The 25873-nt window shown below is 31.9% G+C and carries 33 protein-coding genes and 1 pseudogene; all 34 read left to right on the forward strand.

Annotated elements, in window-relative coordinates:
• Nucleotides 1-119 precede the first annotated feature (119 nt).
• The 34 genes and pseudogenes from rsxC (at nucleotide 120) to PEPCATONIAE_RS04460 (ending at nucleotide 25798) form a co-directional block, all read left to right on the forward strand.
• Entirely contained in the window at nucleotides 120-1457 is a 1338-nt protein-coding gene (rsxC, locus tag PEPCATONIAE_RS04295; RefSeq protein ID WP_138159725.1) for an electron transport complex subunit RsxC, read from the forward strand.
• Nucleotides 1458-1469: 12 nt separating this feature from the next.
• Nucleotides 1470-2456, forward strand: a complete 987-nt coding sequence (locus tag PEPCATONIAE_RS04300; protein WP_138159726.1) for an RnfABCDGE type electron transport complex subunit D — start codon at nucleotides 1470-1472, stop codon at nucleotides 2454-2456.
• A complete protein-coding gene (locus PEPCATONIAE_RS04305; RefSeq protein ID WP_138159727.1) occupies nucleotides 2453-3040 on the forward strand; it encodes an RnfABCDGE type electron transport complex subunit G in 588 nt (195 codons plus the stop codon). Before PEPCATONIAE_RS04300 ends, PEPCATONIAE_RS04305 begins: the two co-directional genes overlap by 4 nt.
• 9 nt (nucleotides 3041-3049) lie before the next feature.
• Nucleotides 3050-3646, forward strand: coding sequence for an electron transport complex subunit RsxE (gene rsxE, locus PEPCATONIAE_RS04310; RefSeq protein ID WP_138159728.1), 597 nt, complete (start codon nucleotides 3050-3052; stop codon nucleotides 3644-3646).
• Between the two features lie 5 nt (nucleotides 3647-3651).
• Nucleotides 3652-4227 (forward strand): electron transport complex subunit RsxA, encoded by a 576-nt coding sequence (rsxA, locus tag PEPCATONIAE_RS04315; RefSeq protein ID WP_138159729.1) that lies wholly within the window; start codon nucleotides 3652-3654, stop codon nucleotides 4225-4227.
• A gap of 9 nt (nucleotides 4228-4236) precedes the next feature.
• The gene (locus tag PEPCATONIAE_RS04320) at nucleotides 4237-5154 is read left to right on the forward strand and encodes an RnfABCDGE type electron transport complex subunit B (RefSeq protein WP_138159730.1); all 918 of its coding nucleotides are present in this window, start codon (nucleotides 4237-4239) and stop codon (nucleotides 5152-5154) included.
• Nucleotides 5155-5266: 112 nt separating this feature from the next.
• The gene (locus PEPCATONIAE_RS04325; protein WP_138159731.1) at nucleotides 5267-5638 is read left to right on the forward strand and encodes a NusG domain II-containing protein; all 372 of its coding nucleotides are present in this window, start codon (nucleotides 5267-5269) and stop codon (nucleotides 5636-5638) included.
• On the forward strand, nucleotides 5635-6144 hold the full coding sequence (locus PEPCATONIAE_RS04330; RefSeq protein ID WP_138159732.1) for a Gx transporter family protein: 510 nt from the start codon (nucleotides 5635-5637) through the stop codon (nucleotides 6142-6144). Before PEPCATONIAE_RS04325 ends, PEPCATONIAE_RS04330 begins: the two co-directional genes overlap by 4 nt.
• Nucleotides 6141-6728 (forward strand): Maf family protein, encoded by a 588-nt coding sequence (locus tag PEPCATONIAE_RS04335; protein WP_138159733.1) that lies wholly within the window; start codon nucleotides 6141-6143, stop codon nucleotides 6726-6728. Before PEPCATONIAE_RS04330 ends, PEPCATONIAE_RS04335 begins: the two co-directional genes overlap by 4 nt.
• The gene (gene radC / locus PEPCATONIAE_RS04340; protein ID WP_138159734.1) at nucleotides 6715-7437 is read left to right on the forward strand and encodes a RadC family protein; all 723 of its coding nucleotides are present in this window, start codon (nucleotides 6715-6717) and stop codon (nucleotides 7435-7437) included. Before PEPCATONIAE_RS04335 ends, radC begins: the two co-directional genes overlap by 14 nt.
• Nucleotides 7434-8507: a ribonuclease E/G gene (locus PEPCATONIAE_RS04345; protein WP_138159735.1), complete on the forward strand. Its 1074-nt coding sequence runs from the start codon at nucleotides 7434-7436 to the stop codon at nucleotides 8505-8507. The genes radC and PEPCATONIAE_RS04345 overlap by 4 nt, the downstream gene beginning before the upstream one ends.
• Before the next feature lie 8 nt (nucleotides 8508-8515).
• Nucleotides 8516-9655 carry a hypothetical protein gene (locus PEPCATONIAE_RS04350; protein ID WP_138159736.1) on the forward strand — a complete coding sequence of 380 codons (1140 nt, stop codon included), beginning with the start codon at nucleotides 8516-8518 and terminating at the stop codon, nucleotides 9653-9655.
• A complete protein-coding gene (locus PEPCATONIAE_RS04355; protein WP_138159737.1) occupies nucleotides 9652-10071 on the forward strand; it encodes a pilus assembly FimT family protein in 420 nt (139 codons plus the stop codon). Before PEPCATONIAE_RS04350 ends, PEPCATONIAE_RS04355 begins: the two co-directional genes overlap by 4 nt.
• Nucleotides 10064-10426 carry a type II secretion system protein gene (locus PEPCATONIAE_RS04360; RefSeq protein WP_138159738.1) on the forward strand — a complete coding sequence of 121 codons (363 nt, stop codon included), beginning with the start codon at nucleotides 10064-10066 and terminating at the stop codon, nucleotides 10424-10426. The genes PEPCATONIAE_RS04355 and PEPCATONIAE_RS04360 overlap by 8 nt, the downstream gene beginning before the upstream one ends.
• Nucleotides 10386-10937: a PilW family protein gene (locus tag PEPCATONIAE_RS04365; protein WP_138159739.1), complete on the forward strand. Its 552-nt coding sequence runs from the start codon at nucleotides 10386-10388 to the stop codon at nucleotides 10935-10937. The genes PEPCATONIAE_RS04360 and PEPCATONIAE_RS04365 overlap by 41 nt, the downstream gene beginning before the upstream one ends.
• Complete coding sequence (locus PEPCATONIAE_RS04370; protein WP_138159740.1) at nucleotides 10934-11899, forward strand: hypothetical protein; 966 nt, start codon at nucleotides 10934-10936, stop codon at nucleotides 11897-11899. The genes PEPCATONIAE_RS04365 and PEPCATONIAE_RS04370 overlap by 4 nt, the downstream gene beginning before the upstream one ends.
• A 61-nt stretch (nucleotides 11900-11960) precedes the next feature.
• Nucleotides 11961-12518, forward strand: coding sequence for an elongation factor P (gene efp, locus PEPCATONIAE_RS04375; protein WP_138159741.1), 558 nt, complete (start codon nucleotides 11961-11963; stop codon nucleotides 12516-12518).
• Nucleotides 12519-12530: 12 nt separating this feature from the next.
• Nucleotides 12531-12875 carry a CD1247 N-terminal domain-containing protein gene (locus tag PEPCATONIAE_RS04380; RefSeq protein WP_138159742.1) on the forward strand — a complete coding sequence of 115 codons (345 nt, stop codon included), beginning with the start codon at nucleotides 12531-12533 and terminating at the stop codon, nucleotides 12873-12875.
• Nucleotides 12876-12994: 119 nt separating this feature from the next.
• Nucleotides 12995-13375 carry an Asp23/Gls24 family envelope stress response protein gene (locus tag PEPCATONIAE_RS04385; protein WP_138159743.1) on the forward strand — a complete coding sequence of 127 codons (381 nt, stop codon included), beginning with the start codon at nucleotides 12995-12997 and terminating at the stop codon, nucleotides 13373-13375.
• A gap of 1 nt (nucleotide 13376) precedes the next feature.
• Nucleotides 13377-13775, forward strand: coding sequence for a transcription antitermination factor NusB (nusB, locus tag PEPCATONIAE_RS04390; RefSeq protein WP_138159744.1), 399 nt, complete (start codon nucleotides 13377-13379; stop codon nucleotides 13773-13775).
• 41 nt (nucleotides 13776-13816) lie between these two features.
• Entirely contained in the window at nucleotides 13817-15268 is a 1452-nt protein-coding gene (gene xseA, locus PEPCATONIAE_RS04395; RefSeq protein WP_138159745.1) for an exodeoxyribonuclease VII large subunit, read from the forward strand.
• Entirely contained in the window at nucleotides 15261-15494 is a 234-nt protein-coding gene (gene xseB, locus PEPCATONIAE_RS04400; RefSeq protein ID WP_138159746.1) for an exodeoxyribonuclease VII small subunit, read from the forward strand. Before xseA ends, xseB begins: the two co-directional genes overlap by 8 nt.
• Nucleotides 15484-16353: a polyprenyl synthetase family protein gene (locus PEPCATONIAE_RS04405; protein WP_138159747.1), complete on the forward strand. Its 870-nt coding sequence runs from the start codon at nucleotides 15484-15486 to the stop codon at nucleotides 16351-16353. Before xseB ends, PEPCATONIAE_RS04405 begins: the two co-directional genes overlap by 11 nt.
• Nucleotides 16353-17135 (forward strand): TlyA family RNA methyltransferase, encoded by a 783-nt coding sequence (locus tag PEPCATONIAE_RS04410; protein WP_138159748.1) that lies wholly within the window; start codon nucleotides 16353-16355, stop codon nucleotides 17133-17135. Before PEPCATONIAE_RS04405 ends, PEPCATONIAE_RS04410 begins: the two co-directional genes overlap by 1 nt.
• 11 nt (nucleotides 17136-17146) lie before the next feature.
• A complete protein-coding gene (gene recN, locus PEPCATONIAE_RS04415) occupies nucleotides 17147-18817 on the forward strand; it encodes a DNA repair protein RecN (protein WP_138159749.1) in 1671 nt (556 codons plus the stop codon).
• A gap of 1 nt (nucleotide 18818) precedes the next feature.
• Nucleotides 18819-19346, forward strand: a pseudogene (locus PEPCATONIAE_RS04420) (NUDIX hydrolase); the annotation flags it as partial.
• Nucleotides 19347-19410: 64 nt separating this feature from the next.
• A complete protein-coding gene (locus tag PEPCATONIAE_RS04425; RefSeq protein ID WP_428842298.1) occupies nucleotides 19411-20157 on the forward strand; it encodes a purine-nucleoside phosphorylase in 747 nt (248 codons plus the stop codon).
• The gene (locus PEPCATONIAE_RS04430; RefSeq protein ID WP_138159752.1) at nucleotides 20157-21470 is read left to right on the forward strand and encodes a thymidine phosphorylase; all 1314 of its coding nucleotides are present in this window, start codon (nucleotides 20157-20159) and stop codon (nucleotides 21468-21470) included. Before PEPCATONIAE_RS04425 ends, PEPCATONIAE_RS04430 begins: the two co-directional genes overlap by 1 nt.
• Nucleotides 21471-21474: 4 nt before the next feature.
• Entirely contained in the window at nucleotides 21475-22089 is a 615-nt protein-coding gene (locus PEPCATONIAE_RS04435; protein WP_138159800.1) for a site-2 protease family protein, read from the forward strand.
• Nucleotides 22074-22790, forward strand: coding sequence for a segregation and condensation protein A (locus tag PEPCATONIAE_RS04440; RefSeq protein ID WP_138159753.1), 717 nt, complete (start codon nucleotides 22074-22076; stop codon nucleotides 22788-22790). The genes PEPCATONIAE_RS04435 and PEPCATONIAE_RS04440 overlap by 16 nt, the downstream gene beginning before the upstream one ends.
• Nucleotides 22790-23338 carry an SMC-Scp complex subunit ScpB gene (gene scpB, locus PEPCATONIAE_RS04445; RefSeq protein ID WP_138159754.1) on the forward strand — a complete coding sequence of 183 codons (549 nt, stop codon included), beginning with the start codon at nucleotides 22790-22792 and terminating at the stop codon, nucleotides 23336-23338. The genes PEPCATONIAE_RS04440 and scpB overlap by 1 nt, the downstream gene beginning before the upstream one ends.
• Nucleotides 23335-24042, forward strand: a complete 708-nt coding sequence (locus PEPCATONIAE_RS04450; RefSeq protein ID WP_138159755.1) for a pseudouridine synthase — start codon at nucleotides 23335-23337, stop codon at nucleotides 24040-24042. Before scpB ends, PEPCATONIAE_RS04450 begins: the two co-directional genes overlap by 4 nt.
• On the forward strand, nucleotides 24039-24599 hold the full coding sequence (mnmM, locus tag PEPCATONIAE_RS04455; protein ID WP_138159756.1) for a tRNA 5-(aminomethyl)-2-thiouridylate-methyltransferase MnmM: 561 nt from the start codon (nucleotides 24039-24041) through the stop codon (nucleotides 24597-24599). Before PEPCATONIAE_RS04450 ends, mnmM begins: the two co-directional genes overlap by 4 nt.
• The gene (locus PEPCATONIAE_RS04460; protein ID WP_138159757.1) at nucleotides 24599-25798 is read left to right on the forward strand and encodes a BaiN/RdsA family NAD(P)/FAD-dependent oxidoreductase; all 1200 of its coding nucleotides are present in this window, start codon (nucleotides 24599-24601) and stop codon (nucleotides 25796-25798) included. The genes mnmM and PEPCATONIAE_RS04460 overlap by 1 nt, the downstream gene beginning before the upstream one ends.
• Nucleotides 25799-25873: the final 75 nt, after the last annotated feature.

Below are 25873 nucleotides of genomic sequence, written 5' to 3' on the forward strand. Positions count from 1 at the left end.
AGTGTTAGCATGATGTGAATATTGATAGCCAAATCATATACATTAAAATAATTTAGTGGTAGAATTATTTAAGTGTTATTTGTAACATCATGTAATTGATAAATTAAAGAGGTGTGTTTATGAGTACAAATAATCTTACTTTTAAGGTTGGCGGAGTTCATATGGACGAACATAAAGAACTGACTGAAAAGTTGCCCATAGAGATTATGCCTGAACCGAAAACAGCATACATACCCGTGAGTCAACACATAGGAGCTCCAGCTACTCCAATAGTTGCTAAAGGGGACAAGGTAAAGATTGGGCAAATGATTGCCAATTCAGAGGCCTTTATTTCGTGTTCGGTACATTCATCTATATCGGGTACAGTTACTTCTATAGAGAAAATGTACACTGCCGATGGAAGATATTGCGATTGCATCGTAATAGAAAATGACGGTTTATGTGAAAAGACCGAGAGTGATCCTTTACTGAATTATGAGGATCTTCCTATTGATGATGTAGTAAAATTTATTAAGAACAAAGGGATAGTGGGCATGGGAGGAGCAGGATTCCCCTTACATGCAAAGCTGAAAAGCACAAATCTAGTTCTTGATGAGTGTATTATTAACGGGGCGGAATGTGAGCCTTATTTAACCTGTGACCATAGAATTATGTTGGAGCAGACTGATAAAATTTTGGAAGGATTAAATATCTTTTCAAAGTTCTATAACAAGGATGTTTCCTATATGGCTATAGAGGAAAATAAACCGGATGCTATAAAGCTAATGGAAGAAAGAATTGGACAAACTAACGCTTGGAAGCATTTGAAAGTAGTAAGCTGTATTACTAAGTATCCTCAAGGGGATTCAAAAAGACTTTCAGAGGCTGTTGTAAACAGAATAGTACCACAAAATAAGGTTACAAATGATGTAGGAGTTTTTCTTACGAATGTAGGTACCACTCTTGCTTTTTATGAAGCAATGGTTGAAGGAAAACCTTCTTACGAAAGAGTTATTACAGTTAGTGGTAAAGGAATAAAGCATCCTAAAAATATTTTGGTAAAAATAGGAACACCGGTAAAAGATATAATTGAATTTTGCGGTGGAGTTACAGAAGATTACAAGGATATTGTTTGTGGCGGACCTATGACAGGTAAATCAGTCTTTGATTTAAAATCTCCTGTTACTAAAACCACATCAGGTTTACTTGCCTTAACTGAAAATGAAATCAATCACGGGGAAGAAAGTCCTTGTATAAGATGCTCAAGATGCGTTGATCACTGTCCGGCAAACATAAGACCTACTGAAATTAATGCCGCAATTTTAAAGAATGACGTTGATTATTGTAGTCAGCTTCATGCTGATCAATGTATGGAATGTGGTATATGCTCTTTTGTTTGCCCGGCAAAGAGAAATCTATCAGCATCAATAAAGCTTGCAAAACGTGAAATAAGATTAAAATCAATGGCTAAGAAGTAAGGAGTAATGAATATGGAAAAAAATACTAATACTGAGCAAAAAAATATGATGCCCAGAGATGAGTTCTTTGTATCATTAGCTCCCCACATCAGGACTGATGACACTGTAAGTAAGATTATGCTTGATGTAATTATAGCAATGGTTCCTGCTTTACTTGGTTCGGTATACTTTTTCGGACTTAATGCAATTAAACTGTTGGCTGTTTGCGTAATTTTTTGCCTTGGATCAGAATATGCTTTTCAAAAGCTTACTAAGAGAGAGGTTAGAATTAATGACTTGTCAGCAGTGGTAACAGGAATACTTTTAGCTTTTAACTTACCGGCTACCATGCCACTTTGGATGGCGGCTTTCGGTTCAATTTTTGCCATGGTAATAATAAAAGGTTGTTTTGGAGGAATAGGATCAAACTTTATGAATCCCGCTCTTGGAGCAAGACTTGTTTTAATGGGTTCATGGGGAAAAGAAATGACAAATTATGTAGCTCCTACTGGTTTTGGACCTGTAGATGCACTAAGTGGTCCAACACCTCTTTCTCTTATAAAGGCAGGAAATTTTGCTGATCTTCCTGAATTAAAGGATATGATTATAGGAAATATTCCGGGAGTTATTGGAGAAACTTCAGCTATACTTATTTTAATAGGAGCCATTTATTTAATTTATAGAAAGGTAATAAGACCTGATGTGCCTGTAATATATATATTAACTACAGCTGTCTTTCTAGCTATTTTGGGAATACCTGTAAATATTCTACCTTATGAATTATTTGGAGGAGGTCTTTTCCTAGGAGCTGTATTTATGGCTACAGATTATTCATCAACACCTATTAACCGCAAGGGTAAAATTATATTTGCTTTAGGATGCGGTATTATAACTGCAATTATAAGAACTAAAGGATCAATGGCAGAGGGTGTATCTTATGCAATATGCTTAATGAATGTTGTTACACCTCTTATTGATAGACTTACTAAAACTGAAGCATACGGGGAGGCGACAAAATGAAAGAACCTTTAAAATTCGGAATTATTTTATTTGCATTTTGTGCCATATCAGCGGGAATACTTGCTTTGGTAAACAGCTTCACAGCACCTGTTATTGCCGAGGCTGAATATAAAGCAACTATGGAATCTTATCAAGCAATTTTTGGAGAAGCTGCTGATAATTTTGAAGAATATGACGAAGCTAAGCTTAATAAGCTTAAGGAAGCCTATCCAACTATTAATGAAGTATTTTTGGCAAAAAAGGGAGATGACCTTGTAGGTTACGGTATTAAGTATACCGCCAAGGGATTTGGAGGCTCCATGACCAATGCAATAGGAATTAGAATTGCAGATGATAAAATTGCAGGATTTAGAAATATAGTCAACCAGGAAACTAAAAACTTCGGTAGCGTTATAGTGGAAGAGGATTATTATTCTTCTTTCCCTGAAAAGTCAGCTACAGGAGAACTTAATATTTCTAAGGAGCCTGCAGGAGAAAATGAAATTAAATGGATTAGTGGTGCTACAGTAACATCAAAAGGTGTGCTTCAGGGAACAGATGTGGTAATTGAAGCTTACAACAATATGCTAAAAGAAGGAAAGTAGGGTGATATTATGAAAACAAAATCAGTATTTTTAAATGCTTTAACTAAAAACAATCCGGTTTTCATGCAACTTATAGGACTGTGTTCTGTTCTTGCTATTACTAATGCAGTTTCAAGTTCAATAGCCATGGGTATTGCTGTAACTTTCGTTCTTATAATGAGCAACTCAGTAGTTTCACTACTTAGAAAAATTATACCTGATAAAATCAGAATACCTTGCTTTATAGTAGTAATTGCATCCTTTGTAACTTTGGTTCAAATGTTACTTCAAGCTTATTCTCAACCTATTTACAATGCTCTTGGTATATTCCTACCTCTTATAGTTGTAAACTGTTGTATTTTAGGAGAAGCGGAAGGATTTGCTTACAAGAACTCTTTATTGCCTTCAATACTTGACGGACTTGGAACAGGAATGGGATATATGATGGCAGTAATGAGCATGGGTATTATTAGAGAGTTTTTCGGATATGGAACTTTACTAGGAAAACAAATTTTACCTGAATCATTTCCTGGAATAGGAATTTTAGGAATGCCTGCAGGTGCATTTATACTTTTAGGATTTCTAATTGCAGGATTTAGAAAAATTTTAAACGGGAAGGGTGAATGATTTTTATGGGAAAAATATTTACTATATTAATATCTACAATTTTAGTTAACAATTATGTATTTGCTCAGTTTTTGGGAATCTGTCCCTTCTTAGGTGTTTCATCAAAGGTGGAAACATCTACAGGTATGGGAGTTGCCGTAACCTTTGTAGTAGTTTTATCATCAGCTATTACCTGGTGCATTCAATATGGAATACTTGACAAATTAGGACTTGGATATTTACAAACAATAGTTTTTATACTTGTAATAGCATCACTTGTTCAATTTGTTGAAATAGTTATTAAAAAAATGTCCCCTTCACTATATACAGCTATGGGAGTTTATCTTCCTCTTATAACTACAAACTGTGTTGTGCTTGGGGTAGCTGTACTTAATATTCAAGAAAATTACAATCTTATAGAAACTATTTTCAGTGGATTTGGAGCTTCAGTTGGATTTTCAATGGCACTGATTCTTATGGCGTCATTAAGAGAGAGACTTGACTATGCAGAAGTTCCTGAAGCTTTAAAGGGAGTGCCTATAGCACTAATAAGTGCAGGTCTTATGGCACTTGCCTTCTCAGGTTTCAAAGGTTTAATATAGGAGGCTGTTATGGAACTAAATCAAATTATATATCCGGCATTAATCCTTGCTGTAATAGGAGGAGCTTTTGGAGCACTTCTTTCATTTGCATCAAAGGTTTTTGAAGTTAAGGTTGATGAAAGGGTAGTAAAGGTTAGGCAAGCTCTTCCGGGAGCCAATTGCGGCGCATGTGGTTACCCTGGATGCGATGGACTTGCAGCTGCAATTGCAAGTGGCAAAGCTCCTGTTAATTCCTGCTCCATAGGGGGAAAGGTTGTTGCAGATAATATAGCAAATTTGCTTGGAGTAAATGCAGCAGACGTAGTAAGACAAACAGCCTGTGTTTTGTGTCAGGGAACTTGTGAAAAGGCAAAGAACAAGTACGTATATGAAGGTCTTCAAGATTGCAGACTTATCTCCGATTTTCAAAGAGGATCAAAAGCTTGTGGAGCGGGCTGTGTAGGAGGCGGATCCTGTGTAAGTGTTTGCGAATACGATGCAATTCATATAAAGGACGGTATAGCTGTAGTCGATAAAGAAAAATGCGTGTCATGTAAAAAGTGTATAAGTATTTGTCCGAAGTCAATAATCTCTCTAGTGCCTTATGATTCAAAAACAGTAGTAAAATGTTCATCTAAGGACTTAGGCAAAGAGGTTAGGGTAAACTGTTCAATAGGATGTATATCTTGTGGTCTTTGCGAAAAGAATTGTCCTAAGGATGCTATTCATGTAAGTGAAAATTTGGCTTCAATAGATTATGACAAGTGTATTAATTGCGGTATTTGTGTATCTAAATGTCCAACAGGTGCTATATACTGCGAATACCCTGAAAAGGTTGAAAAAATAAAAGAAAGGGCAAAAGCTCTCGCAGAAAAGAAAAAGCAGGAGAAACTTGCAGAGCTTAAAGCCAAGGAAGCTGAACTTGTAAATAATAAAAATTCAGACTGATTCTAAAGGACTTCTTCATTTAATTGAAGAGGTCCTTATTTTAATGTTAGATCTTGATACTAATCGCCTTTAATAAAGTAGACTTTCTGATATAATTTACTTGAGGGATGTTATGAAAAAGGGAGATTACATAGTTATTATAATTATACTTATAGCTTCTTTTGCCATGATTATTAAAAATGAAAGGGTCTTAACCCAAGATAATAAAGCTTTGCTAATAAACATTGACGGGAAAGAAGAAAAAAAGTATTCAATTGAAGAAAATATAGGTAGAGAAATAGAAATTAACAATGAATATGGTAAAAATATAATTAAAATTACAAAAGATGGTGCTCTTATGACTTATTCCGACTGCAAGGATCAGGTTTGTGTTCATGCAAGGGAAATAAAAAACAAGGGCGATTCCATAATATGTTTACCTCACAGACTTGAAATAACTATTGATTCAAATAAGGATAAAGAAATAGATGCGGTGGTAAAATGAATACAAAAAAAATGACTTTCTTATCTTTACTTGTGGCGGGAGGTCTCGCTTTAGGCTTACTTGAGTTATATATTCCAATGCCTTTTTCAATACCTGGAGCAAAAGCAGGACTTTCAAATGCAGTTGTGCTTATTACTATAATTTTCTTCGGATACACTGAAGGTCTTACGGTAGCTCTATTAAAAACAGTGCTTTTGATGCTTTTAACCGGATCTGTTTCTTCTTTTATGTTTTCCTTTGCCGGAGCTATTCTTAGTAGCCTTGCAATGATATTAAGCCATAAATATTTAAATAAATATTTATCAACTATAGGAATAAGTATTATAGGCTCCACATTTCACAATATAGGTCAAGTAACGGTTGCGGCAATTGTATTAAACAGTACAAATATATTTTCTTATTTACCTTTTTTGATGATATTTGGAATTATAACAGGTTATTTTGTCGGACTTGTAGCAAATATGGCATTGGAAAATTTAAAAAAAACTTTTAAGGAGCAATTATGATACTTGCATCTAAATCAGAAAGAAGATTTGAAATTTTATCTAAGTATACAGATTTTAAAGTAATAACTAAAGATGTAGAAGAAAACAATAAGGACTATTTAAATGCCAGACAACTTGCCATGGGACTATCTTTTGAAAAGGGTATAGCAGTTGCAAAGGAACATGAAAGTGAGCTTGTTTTGTCGGCGGATACTGTAGTGGAAATAGACGGAGAAATTTTTGGAAAGCCTACTAATGAAGCTGATGCCTATAGAATGATAAATAGACTTTCAGCTTCTGGTCATAGGGTAATAACAGCTTATTCAATATTTAGGCTAGATGATAATATAAAGTATACAAATTATGAAGAATCTTCAGTTTATTTCAAAGATTTATCAGAAGATGACATTAAAGCTTATATAGATACGAAGGAATACATTGGAAAAGCCGGTGCTTATGCTATACAGGGCTATGGATCTCTACTTGTAGAAAGAATAGAAGGGGATTTTTATAATATTGTAGGTCTGCCTATTTCTAAAATAGCAAGCGACTTACAAAGGCTTTTAAATATTTCCTTATTAAGGTGTAGTCATGGAAGCAGATAAAAAAGATGAAATTAAAAAATTTACTATAAGAGAAATGGCAGCAGAAGACAGGCCACAAGAGAGACTTTTAGCAAAAGGGCCGGAGTCTTTAACTAATGCGGAGCTTATAGCCTTAATAATAAGGACGGGGACTAAAACAAAAACCTCTGTAGAATTGGCACAAGAGATTTTAAACGGATTTCCTGAATATTCAAGTCTAGGTATCTCAGCTCTTAAAAAGAAATCAATTAATGATTTTATGAAAATTAAGGGAGTAGGTATAGGCAAGGCTTCCATGCTTATTGCCTCAATAACCTTAGCATCAAGGATGGCTTCTGAAAGTATGTTTAATAAAAAGAGAATTCTTTCTCCAAAAGATATTTTAGATATTGTAATGGAGGATATGAAAAATCTTTCTACTGAGGAGTTTAGAATAGTAATTTTAAATACAAAAAAAGAAATTATTACTATAAGGACTATATCTTCAGGGACTCTAGATACAACTATAGTCCACCCAAGGGAAGTTTTTAAAGCGGCAATAGACTTTAGAGCACATACTATACTTCTTTTGCACAATCATCCTTCAGGAGATTCTTCGCCGTCTAATCAAGACATATCATTAACAGATAGACTTGTGAAGGCGGGAAATATATTGGGTATAGAGGTAGTTGATCATATTATTATAGGAAATGGAAACTATTACAGCTTTAAGGAACAAGGAATTATATGAATCGTATTTATATTGATAAAACTCTAGACCTAGCCTTGCACTATAAAGATAGAATAATAGGGATTAAGGATCTTGAAGAATCTGAGCTTAAATCTATTTATAGAGCAAGAGTAGAAAAAATAATTAAGAATCAAAATATAGGATTTCTTAAAACACCAAGAGGAACAGGAATTATTAAACTGTATAAAGAAGAATTAATAAATGAGGGAGACAATCTTTTAGTTCAAGTAAAAAAATTACCTGAAGGGGATAAGTACCCTATTCTTTCAAGAGAGATTTCCTTAGAAGGCAAATATTTAATTTACTTTCCACGAGAAAGTTTCGTAAAGCTTTCTTCTAAAATTATAGGAAAAGATAAAAAATGGATTTATGATCTTGTTAAAGAAAAGGACATGAAGGGACTTCTTATAAGATCTTCTTTAACTTATGAGAGAAAAGAAGAATTCCTTAAAGAATATGAAAATTTAAAAAAATTAGGAGAAAATATTTTACTTGAGGAAAATCTACTTCCGGTACCTAAACTTATTTATGATTTTAATGAATTAGATGGCTTTTTTAATAATAGGGATTTTGAAGATATAATCACAAATAATAAAGATATATACAAAAAATACAAAAATACATATAAGATAAGCTTAGATGAAGGGTTTAGAATAATTTATGAAGATAAACTCATTAGAGACTACAAGAATCTTTTTGAAAAAAAAGTGGACCTTTTATGCGGAGGCAATATTCTAATAGAAAAGACAGAGGCTTTAACTGCCATAGATGTAAATTCTGCAAACTTCAGTCAAGGCTTAAACAAGGAAGAATTTATATACAAGGTAAATGAGTCTGCAGCCATAGAAATTGCAAGGCAGGTAATCCTTAGAAATATATCGGGAATAATTTTAATAGATTTTATAAATATGAATAATAAGCAGTATAGAGACAATATTCTAAAAATTTTAGAAAGAGAGCTTAATAAAGATTACTCAAAGAGTAAAATACATGGCTATACTAAGCTTGGATTAGTTGAGATTTCAAGAAAAAATTTCGGAAAGGAACTTATAAATAAAATCGGCGAGTAGGTGATAAGATGACCTTTTCAGATAAAATTAAAAGTTTAAACTTGTCAAAAAGAGAAAAATATTTATTGATAATTTTATTTTTTATAATATTTGAGCTTATAATTTATAGCCTTTTTATTTCTAACAAATATGTAAGTTTACAAGACTCTGCAATGTTAGTAGACGAAACAAAAAATAACGTAAAAATGAAAGAGGAAGTATATAAAAAAGCCCTTGAGCTGCAAAAAGAAAACGAAAGTTTGCTTAGAAATGGCAAATTAGAGCTTTCTAATTTAAATAATAAGGAAGATATAGAGAGCTTTAAAGGAAATACAATTAAAATTAATAAAATTGAAGATTTTGAAAATAGAAGGTCCTTGGAATTTACAATAGAAAAGAAAAATATAAAAGACATTAAAAGATTGTCTGATTATTTGGTTTTTGAAAATCTAAATATTGTCAAAGAATCTCAGAACGAATATAAGTGCTATGCTGAGATAAATAAAGGTTCAAAAAATTCAAAAGCTATTTTGCCTACAATAGTTGAAAGCGAGCCTATAGATAAGGATATAGATTTAAAAAAAGCATATTTTAGTGAAAGAATAAATGAATCCCTTAAGGAAGATGACAATAAGCTTAAGATAAATAATGAAAAAAATTCAAGTAATGAGAATTTGGTCACAGAGACACCTTCTAAAGATGAGAAAGTTAAAAATAGGATCTTTGCAAGCGGATCTCTTTTAGATAAAACCGATAAAGATGTACCTGTAGGGGAATTGATACCTGATTATAACACCAAAGAATTTGACACTGCAAATTTTAAGCTTTATTCAGATGAGAAAAATCTTATTTTTCTTAAAAATGACGACAATGAAATGACTATTAATTATGTAATTTCACCTGAAAGTCAGAATAAGGAAATTTTAATTTTGTTTGATAACAGCGTAAATGTAAAAGATTTAAAATTAAAAATTGAAAGCTTTAAGGACCAGTTAGGAGAAATGGGTTATTACAATGGTTATAAAGTACCCTTTGATGAAGGCTTGACAAGGGGAGTAAATGAAATTGATGCAGGGAATATAGAAAATCTAAAGGGAATTTATTTTAAGCCGGCTCCGGGAAATGACACAGGGGAGTTTAAGATATATGATATTGAGGGAAAACTTTGAAGAAAAAAGGATTTACTTTAATTGAGCTGGTAGTATCAATTGCCATATTGGCAAGTTTAATGACTATAGGTTTATACAATCACAAGACATCTGGAGAATATCGTGCAAAAAAAGATTTGGAAAAAATAGTAAGAGACATTAAATATACGAGAAATCTTGCCATGTCTAAAAGAAAAAGAGCAAGGTTTTTCCTTTCTCAGGACTATTATGAAATATCTTGTGGTGATTATGAAGAAAGATTTGACTATTCAAAGGATTTAATTCTTAAATCCAATGGTCTTATAAATTTGGAATTTACCAAAAACGGTATTTCATCAAAGGATACATCTCAAACTATTTATTTTAAAATTTCTAATAAGCTTTATGAAATTACTGTTGAACCTGTAACTGGAAAGGTTAATTTAAAAAATGGTTAGAAGTAAAAAGAAAGGTTTTATCCTTCTTGATGTTTTATTATCAATAAGTCTAATTTTTATAGTTGCCAGTCTTCTTATACCTGCCATTACAAATTTGCTTCTTGCAAGAAACAAATTAAAGCAAAGGTCTGAACTGTATCAGGTATCAAAAAATCAAATTGAGTTAATAACATCAGCTGCCTATATGGGTTCTGATAAATATGAAATAATTATACCTGAAAAATACAAGTATAGAATTGAAAAAGAAGACTTGGGAGATAATTTAGTAAGATATTTTCTTTACATAGAAGACGAAGATAAGGGTGAAATAAAGTTTGAAAAAATTTTACAAAAAAAGAGGCTTTACTCTAATTGAACTTGTTGTATCAACCGCTCTTATTTTAACGGTATTTACAATACTTTCGACAATTTTTCTAAATACTTTAAAAACTTCTAAACTCGTCAGCACAAGCGATGAAATGTATAATGACAGCTATTTTGCTCTAAATTATATTTATGGAGAAATAAGCTCGGCAGATTATATTATTGCAAATAAAAATTCTGAATCTTTAGGTTTTACTTTAGTAAATCTTATGGGAGTTGATAAGAGTGAAAAAAGAAAGAGTAAAAACTCAAAGTATAAATATATATACTATGTTACTAAGGGTAATACCTTAAAAAGATATGCTCTAAATACAAACAGTAAAATCACATCCGGGGAATTTTATGGAAAATTCGGAGTTAATAATATTATATCCGGAGTTGACAAAGTGAGCTGTAAATTTGAAAGAGATAAGATAATTATGGAATTTGATTTTAATAGAGATAATGTTAAAGATCAAAAGACCCTTATAATTGCAAATAGAACCTTTGAGGAATTCAAGTGAAAAGAAACGGATTTACATACATAGTTACCATAGTTGTAATAAGTATTATAGTTACACTTATTTCGTTTTTGCTGGAAAGCTTTAAAAACAACTTGATTATAAGTTCAAACGAAGAAAATAATATACAGTCTCAGCTATATGCTGAGTCTTTAATAAACATAGCCTTGTCAGAGGATTCTTTTAAGGATAAAGTAAAGACCGTTTACTTTGAAGACAGACACGAAATAGATTATAAGCCTGAAGATTTAATAGAGGATATAAGCAATGAGTATATTAAACTAAGTTTAGACAACAGTCTTACCAAAAAAGGCTTTCTAATGGAAGCATCCTTAGACTATAAGGATATAGAATCCAAATGCTTTGCATCAGGCACTATAGTAAATAAAATCTATTTAAAAGGAGCGGGGGTTTTAAACTCATCTACAACAAATGAAGAAGATTTACTTGAAAGCAAAGAAGCTTTTGAAAATATAAACTATAAAGATTTTACTTATGTTGAATACATATATCTTGATGAAGGAGATTATTTTTTAGAAAAAGATGGACTTTATTTTAATATTTATAAAGAAGAAGAAACAGTCAAAGAAAATGGGGATATAGGAATTGTAAAAACTTCTCTTAAAAAATATCCACACAATAAAAGCATTTACTTAAAACAGGATAGAGGAAGTCTTTGTATAGTTGATAATATAGACTTAAGAGGAATAGTAGATGTAAATAAAATATATTTAAATAACAACCTTGGCCTTAAGGGAATTATGATTTTAAGAAACAATATAGAATATTTAGATAACCCTGCCAGGATTTCAGTAGAAGGAATAACTATTAATTTTGAAAGAGCTTCTGAAAACAATCTTATATCTAATTATGATTTTGATAATATAGACATGTATGGTAAAATAATTGAAAATTTTATTAAACCTGAACTTTACAACATTAAGAGGGATTTAAAATCCAATTAAAACTTGATAGCTTAGACCTATATTGATATAATACTTTTAGAGAAAATTTAGGAGGTAAATTATGATTACAGCAGGTGATTTTAGAAAAGGCTTAACATTTATAATGGATAATGAAGTTTATGAAGTACTTGATTTTCAACATGTTAAACCGGGAAAGGGAGCAGCCTTTGTAAGAGCAAAAATAAGATCTGTTTTAACCGGAGCAACTAAAGACACTACATTTAATCCGTCAGAAAAATTTGAAAAAGCGGTAATTGAAACTAAAGAAATGCAGTACCTATATAATGACGGCAGTCTTTATTATTTTATGGATAATGAGACATATGAGCAAATACCTTTAGAAAAAGCAATTGTTGAAGATGCTTTAAACTTCATGCGTGAAAATGATGTAGCACAAATTAACTTCCATATGGGAAAGCCCTTTAGAGTTTCGCCTGCAAATTTTGTAGAATTGGAAGTAACTCATACAGAACCAGGAGTAAAGGGAGATACATCATCAGGTGGATCAAAGCCCGCTACTGTAGAAACAGGATTTACACTAAATGTTCCGCTTTTTATTAACACAGGAGACATTATTAGAATTGACACCAGAAGTGGTGAGTATATGTCAAGAGCATAGGAGGAAATTTTTATGGAAAACATTATTAATAGAATATCTTATCTTCAAGGATTAGCAGAAGGATATGAAATCGATTCTGAAACAAAAGAAGGTAGACTTTTACTTGAATTAATTGATGTAATATCAGAAATGGCAGAAGAAGTAAAGGCACAAGAAGAGGAACTTCAAGATTATTTGGATTTACTTGATGAAGATTTGTCAGATCTTGAAGATTATGTATATGACGATGAAGACGACTATGATGATTATGACGACTATGAAGACTTTGATTATGATGATGATTTTTATGATGACGAATTAGACGTACAAGGAGATTGTGCTTGTACAGATGAGTCTTGTTCTTGTCAAGAAGACTAATTATTAATACGTTGATCCACCGGATGACCGGTGGATTTTTTATATCTTCAAAAAATTGAATAACATTGTAGCATTTGTTATAATATGAGGCAAAGACATGATTATAGTGGAGGTGTACAATGACTGATAACTATTTAATAGAAACAAGTGGAGAAGGCGAAGTAAAAATAACTGAAGATGTAATCTCCGCAATATCAACAGTAGCTGCGGAATCTGTTGATGGCGTTGTAAATATACAGTCTGATTTAAAGTCAAGTGTAACTGAAATGTTTGGAGTAAAAAATACTTCCAAGGGAGTTAAAGTTGACATAGGCGAAAAGGAAGCTATAGTAGAAATATTTATAACTATTCTTTATGGAAAAAACATAGTTGAAGTATGTAAAAATGTTCAGGATAAAGTTAAAGAGGCAGTTGAAAACATGACGGATCTTGAGGTTGTGGAAGTAAATGTTCACGTGTCAGGTATAGCCTTGCCGGACAAAGAGAAAGCAAGGGCATAATATGAGTAGAAAAAAGTCTCGTATTGGACAAATGCAAGTTCTTTTTCAAATGGATATTAATGATGATTTTTCCATAGAGGGTCTTGAGACTTTTTTAGAGAACTTTGATTTTAGCAAGACTGAAATAGATTATATAGAAAAAACGGTACCTGTTATTTTAGAACACATTGAAGATATTGATAATAAAATAATTGAAAATCTTCACACTTGGAGTTTTAACAGGCTGGCAAAAGTAGACAGGAGTATACTGAGAATTGCAGTTTACGAATTATTATATAGAGACGATATACCATCTGAGGTATCTATAAATGAAGCGGTTGAAATATCAAAGGAATTTGGATCGGATGAGTCTCCTAAATTTATAAACGGAATCTTGGGGAGTATTTACAGAAATTTATAGCGAGAGCCTAAGGCTCTCCCTTCTTGTTTAATGGTGATACTATGGCAGCAATAAAGGTGAGCGAACTTAATAGATATATAAAAAAATATATAGCCATGGACTACCTCTTAAGTGATATTTTGGTATTGGGAGAAATTTCAAACATAAATAGGCATTCAAATGGTAACATCTACCTTTCTTTAAAGGATGACAAGGCTAAAATAAACGGTATTATTTACTCCAATGATGCAAGAAATTTAAAGATGGATCTAAAGAACGGAGATAATGTTGAAGCTAGAGGGTCAGTTTCTATCTATGAAAGAGATGGAGCTTTAAATATATACATAAGAGAAGTAAATGTTTTAGGAATTGGGAACTTATATGAGAAGTTTATTTATCTAAGAGATAGACTTAATGAAGAAGGACTTTTCTCCAAAGATCACAAGAAGAATACACCATATTTTCCGAGAAGGGTTGGAGTTATTACTTCACCTACAGGTGCAGCCATTAGAGACTTTATAAATGTATTAAAAAGAAGAAATCCTACAGTTGATATAATTTTATATCCTGCTAACGTTCAAGGGGATAAATCTGTAGATGACCTTATAAAGGCTTTAGATTATTTAGAAAATAAGGTTGATGTAATAGTCTTGACAAGAGGGGGAGGATCCTTGGAGGAACTTTTTTCATTTAACGATGAAGATCTTGCAAGGAAAGTTTATAGTATAGATACTCCTGTAATATCGGCTGTAGGTCACGAAATTGATTTTGTAATAACTGATTTTGTAAGTGATTTAAGAGCCCCAACACCATCGGCAGCCGCAGAATTAGTATCTATGAGCAGAGAAGATCTTAATAATTCACTTTTTCTGTTAAAGAATTCCATGGACAATAAGATTATAAATAAATTAAATGAATCCTCAAGTGATTTAAATGATAAAGCTAAATATTTAAAACTTGATCTTAAAAATTTTTTAAGCTCAAATAGAAAAAATATAGATTATTTAAATAGAATTTTAAGGTATAAAAAACCGGATATTAAAAGAAAAGAAGTTTTGCTTTATAATTTAAGCAAAAGCCTTAACCAAAGCTTTAAAAACAAGCTAACGAGTGAAAAAAATATTTTAAAAGCTTTGGAGCTTAGGTTAAAATCTCCCGAACTCCTAATAAGAAAAGAAAATTTGAAAATTGAAATTTTAAATGATAAATTAAAGTCTAAAAATCTTTCAATTGTAGTTGATAAAAAAAGAGAATATTTAAATTTACTCAGAAATAAGTTAGTTTTTGTGATTTTAGAAAGACTTAGAAAGTCAGGAGAAAATTTGGCTAACTTAAAAGCAAATATTGAATTTTTTAACCCGTCAAAGGAAGTTAGTATAAGAGATAAAAACGGCAGGCTTTTAATAAGTGCATCAAGGCTTAGCCTTAAAGATAAAATCAGTATAGACTTTTCAGATGGAAGTGTAGATGCTTTGGTAGAAAATATAAAGTTAAGAGGTGGAGCCCATGAGTGAGAGTTATGAAAGCGCCTATTTAAAACTTGAAAAAATAATAGAGGCTTTGGAATCTGAAGATATTACTTTAGAAGAATCAATTAAAAAATATGAGGAGGGTTTAAAACTTTATAAATACTGCTCCAACATTTTAAATGAATATGAAGGAAAGGTGAAGATTCTTACTGGGGAAGGAGATGCCCTTAAGGAGGAGGATTTTCATATAGGTGAATCAGATGAAGAATAATGAAGATTTAATAGAGTTAATCGATAACAGTATATTTAAGAATTTTTCAGTAATTGATGACTATCAAAAAGTAGTTTATGAATCTATGATTTATTCCCTTTCCTCAGGCGGTAAAAGAGTAAGGCCTATTTTATGTTTACTAACTTACGCTGCAATAAAAGATGAGGATTGGGATGGAGATTATGAAAAAGTACTTCCCTATGCAGTAGCTATGGAGTTGATTCACACCTATTCTCTTATACATGACGACCTGCCCGCTATGGATAATGATGATTTAAGAAGAGGTAAGCCTACTAATCACAAGGTATATTCAGAAGCCATAGCAATACTTGCAGGTGACGGATTGCTTAATATGTCTGCTGAGATACTTTCAAAAAATCTGGAACAGTATCTAGATGAGCCTGAAGATTTAAAAAGAGCCGTAAAGGCTATGAAATATATATTTAACGCTTCAGGAACTCACGGCATGATAGGTGGACAGGTAATAGATCTTAACTGTGGGGAAGACACAGAAATTGACATTTTTGAAAATATGTATAAGTTAAAAACCGCCGCTTTAATTAGAACATCTATAGTATCGGGAGCAATAATGGCAGGGGCTGTTGATGAAGAAATAGCCTCATTAGAAGAATTCTCCAACTGTATAGGGATAGCCTATCAAATAAAAGATGACCTTATTGATGAGGACCTGGATGATAATAAAAATAAAAGCACCATAAGTAACCACAAGACCAAGGAAGAACTTGAAGAGAGAATTAACAATCTTACACTAAGGGCAAAGGAAGAGCTTAAAAATCTGAAACACAATACTGACAGCTTAGAGAAGTATGTTGATATGTTGGTAGCAAGGAGAAGTTGATGACTAAAATAAGAGCGGACCTTTTATTATCTGAGAGCTATCCTGAAATATCAAGAGAAAAGGCAAAAAGGCTTATTATGGGAGGAGAAGTTTTTTTAGGGAGCCTAAGAATTGATAAGCCTGGACAGCTTTTAGATGATAAGGATAAACTGACAGTTAAGCCCAATTCTTTGAAATATGTAAGTAGAGGAGGGTTTAAGCTTGAAAAAGCTATAGACCTTTATAAAATAGATTTAAAAAATAAAATCTGCGTAGATATAGGGGCATCAACAGGAGGTTTTACTCATTGTATGCTTATAAATGGAGCAAAAAAAGTTTATGCAATAGATGTGGGCTATAATCAATTAAGCTATCAGCTCCAAGTGGATGATAGAGTTATATCTATGGAAAAAACAAACATAAGAAATTTTGATGTAAAAACAATTAGCGACTCTATTGATTTTGTTTCCATAGATGTAAGCTTTATATCTCTTGAGCTTGTTTTACCTAAGGCCTTTGAGCTGGTAAGAGACGGAGGTAAAATAGTAGCTCTTATTAAGCCCCAATTCGAAGCAGGAAGAGAGAAGGTTGGCAAAAAAGGTATAGTAAAGGATAAATCTGTACATAAAGAAGTAATAGAAAAGATAGTCCGTTTGTCCAAGAGTCTAGGCTTAAGAATACTTGGGATAACATATTCTCCAATTAAAGGAACAAAGGGCAATGTTGAATTTTTAATTTATTTAGAAAAATCAGAAAAAGAAGATGCCCCTTACTCAACAGATGATTTACTGGAATTTAATTAATAGGTGATTTTATGCTTTTGGAATTAACAATTAAAAACTTTGCTATAATTGAAGACTTACAGGTTGAGTTCAGTTCAGGATTAAATGTTTTAACAGGAGAAACCGGATCAGGTAAATCTATAATAATAGATGCTCTTTCGATGGTTTTAGGTGATAGAGCAAGTAAAGATATAATAAAAAAAGGAAAAGATTTTGCCTATATAGAAGCTATATTTACAAATTATAGTGAGAGGCTAAGTTCTATATTTAAAGAAAATAATATAGAAATGGGTGATCTTATAGTTATTTCAAGAGATATAAGACAAGATAGACCATCTATTACAAAGGTAAACGGCAGGACTGTTCCAGCTTCTATATTAGTAAAAATAACTGATAAGCTTATAGATATTTTTGCACAAAACGAAAATACTTCATTAATGAGCCAATCAAATCAAAGAGATCTTATAGATTCTTTCGGATCAGCTGAGCATAAAAATAACCTTAGTTTATTAGAAATAAAGGTAAAAGGGCTAAATAGATTAATTGAAGAATTTCAAGAAAAGAGTAAATCAACCTTAGATAAAGATAGAGAGATAGATCTTTTGAAATACCAAATTGAAGAAATTGAAGATGCGAACTTAACAGATAAAGATGACAGCGATTTGGAAGAAAGGTATAGATTTTTAAATAACATATCAGGAATTTCAAACAATATACAAGAGTCAGTTACACTTTTAAAAAGCAGCTACGAAAACATATCAATAGAAGATATGATGGATAAGCTGATATCATTAATAACAGAAATTTTGGATACAAGCAAGGACCTGGAGCCTTATTACAATGAGCTGGAAGATATAAGGTATAGGTTAAAAGAAGTTTCTCATAGCTTGGAATCCTACCTGAACTCAATAGACTATAGTGAAGAAGATCTTGTAAATTTAGAAAGCAGAATAAACCTTGTAAACAATTTAAAAAAGAAATACGGAAATAGCGTTAATGATATATATAAGTACCTTGATAAGACGAAGTCCAGATATGAATTTTTAAATAATTATGAAAAAGAAATGAAAAGCCTGGAAGATGAAATTTCAAAGGAAAAAAATGAGTGCTTAAAACTCGCAAAAAAAATGTCTGAGGAAAGAAAATCCATATCTAAAAAATTTGAAGAAAAAATTCAAAAGGAATTAATTGAATTAAATATAAAAAACGCGGAGTTTAAAGTTGAATTTAGAGAAAAGCCTTTGTCACAAGATGGTATAGACGATATGGAATTTATGATTGTAACAAATATAGGAGAAGACTTTAAACCCCTTTCAAAAATTGCATCAGGCGGAGAAATGAGTAGGGTAATGCTCGCTTTTAAAAGTATTTTAGCTGAAAAAGATGAAATACAAACTCTTGTATTCGATGAAATAGACAGTGGAATAAGTGGAATCACTGCACAAATTGTAGGGAACAAGATAAAAAAGATTTCAAATTGTAGACAAGTAATTGCCATTTCTCACCTTCCTCAAATTGTTTCTGTAGCTGACTCCCATTATGTTATTGAAAAATTTCAAGATGAAAACAAAGTAATATCAAACATAAGAAAATTAAGTAGAAATGATAGAATCAAAGAACTTGCAAGATTAATAGGAGGAATTAATATAACTCAAACCGCACTAAAAGCGGCGGAGGAAATGCTTACAAAAGAAGGAGAATAATATGGATAATTTAGAAAGGACCATGAAAACCGACAAAATATATGAGGGTAAAATTTTAAGCCTAAAGGTTGAAACTGTGGAGCTTCCTAATAAAAAGTATTCAAAGAGAGAGCTTATAGAGCATGATCCGGCAGTTGCTATATTGGCGGTAAATAATCAGGGAGAAATAATACTTGTAGATCAATATAGAAAAGCTGTAGATAAGGTGCTTTGCGAAGTTCCTGCAGGCTTAATTGAATATGGAGAAAGCCCTAAAGAAGCTGCTTTAAGGGAGCTTGAAGAGGAAACAGGTTTTAAAGCCGGTAAAATTGAATATGTAACTGAATTTTATACATCTCCAGGATTTTGCAATGAAAAAATTTATATATTTTTTGCAAAAGATCTTGAAAAGACCGAAAAGAATCTTGATGATGATGAATTTATAGAAAGCAAAACGGTAGCTTTCGACAAAGCTGTGGAAATGGTTATGCGTGGAGAAATAATGGATGCAAAGACGATAAGTGCTGTATTGTTATATAAAGAAATGGTGACAGGAAATGCAAACAGATGATGCAATAAAATATATTAGGGAAAGGACAAATTTTATTCCGAAAATTGGAGTAATTTTAGGATCTGGTTTAGGAGATTTTGCTGATCTTATAGAAAATCCCATAAGCTTTGATTACAAAAACATACCAGGATTCGTTTCATCAAGTGTGGTGGGTCATGACTCAAAACTTATAATGGGAAAGCTTGAAGGAAAAAGTATTGTTGTTATGAAAGGAAGAGTCCACTACTATGAAGGTCTGGGGATGGATAAGGTAATATTTCCTATAAAAGTTTTATCTGAACTTGGCGTTGAGAAACTTATAGTTACCAACGCAAGTGGAGCTGTAAACAAAAGCTTTAAACCCAAGGACATAATGATAATAAAAGATCATATAAATATTACAGGAATAAATCCTCTAATAGGACCAAATGATGAAAAGGGTCCAAGATTTCCAGATATGACCTACACATATTCAAGAAATCTTATAAAAAAGGCGAAAGAGGCTGCAAAAAATATTAACCTTGACGTTAAAGAGGGAGTTTATATGTGGTTTAGTGGACCTAGTTATGAAACACCTGCAGAAGTTAGAGCAGCAGGTATACTTGGAGCCGACAGTGTAGGAATGAGCACAGTACCTGAAGTTATTATTGCAAAACATAGAAATATGGAAGTACTGGGATTGTCATGTACCAGCAATATGGCAGCAGGAGTTTTAGATCAACCACTAAATCATGAAGATGTAATAAATAGCTCCAAGGAAACAAGTGAAATTTTTAAGAAATATGTAAGAAATATCATTAAGGTGATTTAATGAATATATATAATATTTTAAATAAGAAGAAAAATGCGGAAGAATTAACAAGAGATGAGATTTTTTATTTTGTAGATAAATTTACCGACGATACTATAAAAGATTATCAGGCATCGGCTTTATTAATGGCTATTTGTATAAATGACTTAACTTTTGAAGAAACATATAATCTTACAGATGCTATGCTTCATTCAGGAGATATTGTAGATTTAAAGGGAATAAATGGAGTCAAAGTAGATAAGCATTCAACAGGAGGAGTAGGTGATACTACTACTCTTGTTGTGGGGCCTTTATTAGCAAGTGTTGGTATTAATTTTGCTAAGCTAAGTGGCAGAGGACTTGGACATACAGGTGGGACTTTAGATAAATTAGAATCCATTAAAGGATTTAACGTAGGCCTATCAATAGATGAATTTATAAGAGATATTAACGACATAGGCATATCAATTAACGGACAAACTGCAAATATAACTCCGGCTGATAAAAAAATCTATGCTTTAAGGGATGCAAGTGCAACTGTGGATAATATAGGATTAATTGCAAGCTCTATTATGAGTAAAAAACTTGCTGTAGATAGTGATGTTTTGTTACTTGATGTAAAGGTTGGTTCGGGATCTTTTATGAAAACTGAAGAAAACGCCGAAAAGCTTGCAAACACTATGGTTAAAATTGGAGAAAAATTTGGAAGAAAGACTGCGGCACTTATTACCAATATGGATGAACCCTTAGGGTTTGCAGTAGGTAATTCCCTTGAGGTAATAGAAGCTATAAATACTCTTAAAGGCGAGGGACCTAAAGATCTGACCGAAATCAGTATAAAAATAGGAGCAAAGCTTGCTTTTTTATCTGGCAAATATAGTAGCGAAGACCTTGCAAGAAAAGAACTTATAGAAAATATTACAAATGGCAAGGCACTTTTAAAATTTAAAGAAATGGTTTCCCGTCAAGGCGGGGACGCTTCTTTTGTAGATGATAACTCAAAATTTAAAATATCCTCTATAAGAAAAGAAATACTAAGTAAATCCAATGGATATGTAGAAAGAATAGACGCTTTAGCAATAGGTGAAGCCGCAAAAGAATTAGGAGCAGGTAGAGAAACCAAGGAAGATGAAATAGATATGGGCTCCGGAGTAATTTTAAATAAAAAGGTAGAAGATATGGTAAAGGAAGGAGAACCTCTTGCTACAATTTATACTGAAAATAAAGAATCTATAGATGATGCCATGTCTTTAATTTATGAAGCGTATAAAATTGGAGAAAAAAAGCCTGATAATTATAAGCTTATTTTAAAGGAAGTTGATAGTTTTGTTTAGAAATATGGATGTTTTATCCTTGGTATATACTGCTATAGCACTTTTATCAGCTATTATTCCCCATGAGGTAGCTCATGGTTATGCAGCCTACCTTTTAGGGGATGATACTGCAAAAAACGATGGCAGGCTATCCTTTAATCCCATTAACCATATAGATCCTGTGGGTTTATTGTCAATGATACTTTTAAGGTTCGGTTGGGCCAAGGCCGTTCCAATTAATTCAAATAAATTTAAGAATAGAAGAAAGGGAACTCTTATAGTTTCCCTGGCAGGTGTTACAGTAAATTTTATTATCGGATTTATAGCTGCAATAATTATGGTACCTGTATATATGAAAAATATGTCTGTAACAAATCTTATACAGGAAATTATGTGGTATAACGTAATGCTTGGAGTATTTAATTTAATACCGATTCCTCCTCTTGACGGATCAAAAGCTCTTGCTAGCATTTTGCCTATGGACTTGGAAATGTTTTTTTATAAATATGAAAAAGCTTTCTATCTACTATTAATAGCACTTTTGTTTTCGGGATCCATAAGTAAATTTATGGGACCCATAATAATTAATATAATAAATATATTTATAGATGTAGGAATATCCCTATGGAATATAATATAAGTATAAAGCAATATGAAGGGCCTATGGATTTGTTGCTGGACTTAATAAAGAAAAATGAAATAGATATTTATGACATACCCATTCATATAATTACAAGTCAGTTTCTTGAATATATAAATATGTCTAAAGAACTTAACATGGAGTTGACCTCAGATTTTATAGTTATGGCTTCAACGCTTGTAGAGATAAAATCTAAAATGCTTCTTCCTAAATTTACATTTGATGAAGATATTGAAGAGGAAGAGGAGGACCCCAGAAAGGAACTTGTTGATAAAATACTTGAGTATGAAAAGTTTAGAGAGATTTCCAAAGAATTAAAGGAAGCTGCGGAATATGAAAACAAAACTTTTTATAAACTTCAAGAAGATTTCTCCAATATAGACAGTTTAGATTTTTTAAAAAATTTAAGCAAGGAGTCTTTGTCTCAAGCCTTTAATAATATATTAAAAAGAGCTGTCGATAAAAACGAGGTTTCTAATATATCTATAGATTCTTACTCTATTGAAAAAGCAACGAAGGATATAAAGAATAAGCTTGAAAGATATAAAGAGTTCAGTTTTTTAAGTCTTATAAGCGATTATCCAATTGTAGAAGAAATAATAGTTTATTTTTTATCCTTACTTGAACTTGTAAGATTAGGTGAAGCCTATGCTCTACAGGATAATAATTTTTCAGATATTAAGATAGTTAGGAGATTGTAATGCTATCAGATAAAAAAATAATGTCTATTATAGAAGGGATTCTTTTTGCTTGGTCTGAACCTGTAAGTCCCGAGGATTTATCTTTTGCTATGGATTTACCCATTGAAAAAATAAAGGATACTTTAGATTTTATGGTTGAAAGTTACAAGGATGAGAATAGAGGCTTAAGGCTTATAAGAGTTCAAGGCAGCTATCAGTTAAATACAAAGCCTGAAAATTATGATTATATAAGCAAATTTGTAAGTAATAAGAATAAAAAAAGTCTATCAAACGCTTCCCTTGAAACTTTAGCCATTATAGCCTACAAGCAACCTGTTACTAAAGTGGAAGTTGAAAGCATAAGAGGAGTTAAGTGTGATTCTACAATAAGAGGTTTAGTTGATATGGGCCTTATAAGAGTTGCAGGCCAGCTGGATAAAATAGGAAAACCGAATATATATGAAACTACCGATGAATTTCTAAAGAAAGTAGGCATACCTGATATAAATCAGTTACCTAAAATAGAAAAGGATATGCAAATAAGCATGGATTTTATGGAGGAAGAATGAGATTACAGAAATATATGGCTCATTCAGGAGCAGCATCAAGAAGAAAGTCTGAAGAATTTATTTCAGAAGGCAGAGTAAAAGTAAATAATAAAGTAATTACTGAGCCTGGATATAAAGTCGATCCTGATAAAGATAGAGTTTATCTTGATGGAAGAAGACTTAAAATAATAAAAAAACACACCTACATAGCTCTTAACAAGCCTATGGGTGTAGTATCTACAGCTAGTGATGAGAAGGGAAGAAAAACTGTTGTAGACATGATAGAAACAGATGAAAGGTTATATCCTATAGGAAGACTTGACATAGATACTACAGGCCTTATACTGCTTACAGACGACGGAGAAATAACTAACAAGCTGACTCATCCAAGGCATGAAATAAAGAAAACCTATATAGCAACAGTAGAAGGGACTCCTGATAAAAGGGCTTTAGACTCTTTAAGAAAGGGCATAAAGGTTGGTAATGAAAAATTTAAAGGAGCAGATGTTAAAATTCTTAAAAGTTTTGAAAATGATTCAATAATCAGGACTACAATTTCAGAAGGCAAGAACCATCAGGTGAAGTTAATGTATGAAAAAATAAATCATCCAGTTAAAAAGCTTAAAAGGATATCTATAGGAGAAATCGAATTAGGAGATTTGGAAATAGGAAATTATAGATATTTAAACGAAGATGAAATAAAGTATTTGAAATCGATAAAATGAAAACTGTAAAATTTAATTATAGGCAAGTAATAGATGAAGTCCTTAACAATATGAATCTTAAAGATTCAATCTGCATGGATGCAACCTGCGGAAATGGTAAGGACTCTTTAAATATTATAAAAAGAATAGAAGAAGGATTTTTATATTGCGTAGATATTCAAGATTCCGCACTGAAAGAAACTGACAGACTTTTAAAAAGAGAGGGCTTTCATAACTATAAGCTTATAAAAGAATCCCATGACAAGGTATTTGATAAATTCAATTGCAAGTTTAAATTAGTTATCTATAACTTGGGATATTTACCGGGATCAGATAAAACTATAGTTACAAGACCGGATACAACTATAAGATCCATTGATATAGCTAAAGATTATCTTTTAAGTGATGGAGTTATAATAATTGTTTCATATTTAGGTCATGAAGGTTCCCTTGAGGAGAGAAGAGAACTTGATAATTATTTAAAGAATCTTGATCAAAAAAGTTTTTTAGTTGAAAAAAGAGAGTTTTATAATCAGGTTAATAATCCTCCTATAGTTTATTTAGTTGGAGTGAGATAATGAAAAAGTTGGCGGTAATAGGAGCGGGGCCTGCAGGTATGATGGCAGCATATTGCGGCTCAAAAAATAATGAGGTAACACTTTTTGAACAAAATGAAAAGCTTGGGAAAAAACTTTATATAACAGGCAAAGGTAGATGTAATATTACTAACAATAGAGATATATCAGAGTTTTTTGAAGAAATCTCAAGAAATGGAAAGTTTTTATATTCAGCTTTTTATAGCTTCACTAACAAGGACATGATTAAACTGTTAAATGACATGGGACTTGATACAGTTGTAGAAAGAGGGGGAAGAGTTTTTCCAAAGACCGATAAATCCTCAGATGTTATTAAAGTTTATGAAAGGCTTTTAAAAAGCTCAGGAGTTGCTATAAAGCTTGGTTATAAAATAAATCGGTTGGAGAAAAAGAAAGACAAGTTTATTTTAAATGATAACCTGGAATTTGATGCAGTAATTATATCAACGGGAGGTTTTTCTTACAGGTCTACAGGCTCAACAGGTTGGGGTTATAAATTTGCTGAAAGCTTCGGGCTTAAGGTTGAAGATTTAAAGCCTGCCCTTGTGCCTATAGAGCTGGATGATGATTTTTTAAAGGATTTACAAGGACTTACTTTAAAAAATATAGATTTTATAGCCAAGGTGAATAAAAAGATGACCTATAAAGAATTTGGAGAGCTTTTGTTTACTCATTTTGGCATAAGCGGTCCCACAGTCCTTAGAATGTCCAATCGTATAAATAGGAGTAAAAATGTTCGACTTTTTATAGATTTAAAGCCTGCACTTGATTACAAGGAATTAGATGAAAGGGTCTTGAGGGATTTTGAATCTTATATTAATAAAAATATTTCAAATGCTTTGGTAGATTTGTTACCTAAAAAACTTATTGGAGTAATTATAAACTTAGCAGGTATAAGGCCTGATATTTCGGTTAATAAAATTTCAAAGGAAGAAAGACAAAAGCTTGTATATACTATAAAAAATATGCCGCTTAATTTTAAATCTTTAATGGATATTAACGCTGCCATAGTTACAAGTGGAGGAGTAAGTGTAAGGGAGATAAATCCTTCAACTATGGAGTCCAAAAAAGTAAAGGGCTTATATTTTTGTGGAGAAGTTTTAGATGTTGAGGGATTTACCGGAGGATATAATCTTCAAATAGCAAATTCCACAGGATACTTGGCAGGAAGCTCGGTATAAAAGATAAATAGCTTGTATTAAATGGCTTATTACCATATAATAATCAGTTAGAAGGCAATGGACCTTTATAAGAAT

The organism is Peptoniphilus catoniae (assembly GCF_901447155.2).
GTDB lineage: Bacteria > Bacillota > Clostridia > Tissierellales > Peptoniphilaceae > Peptoniphilus_E > Peptoniphilus_E catoniae.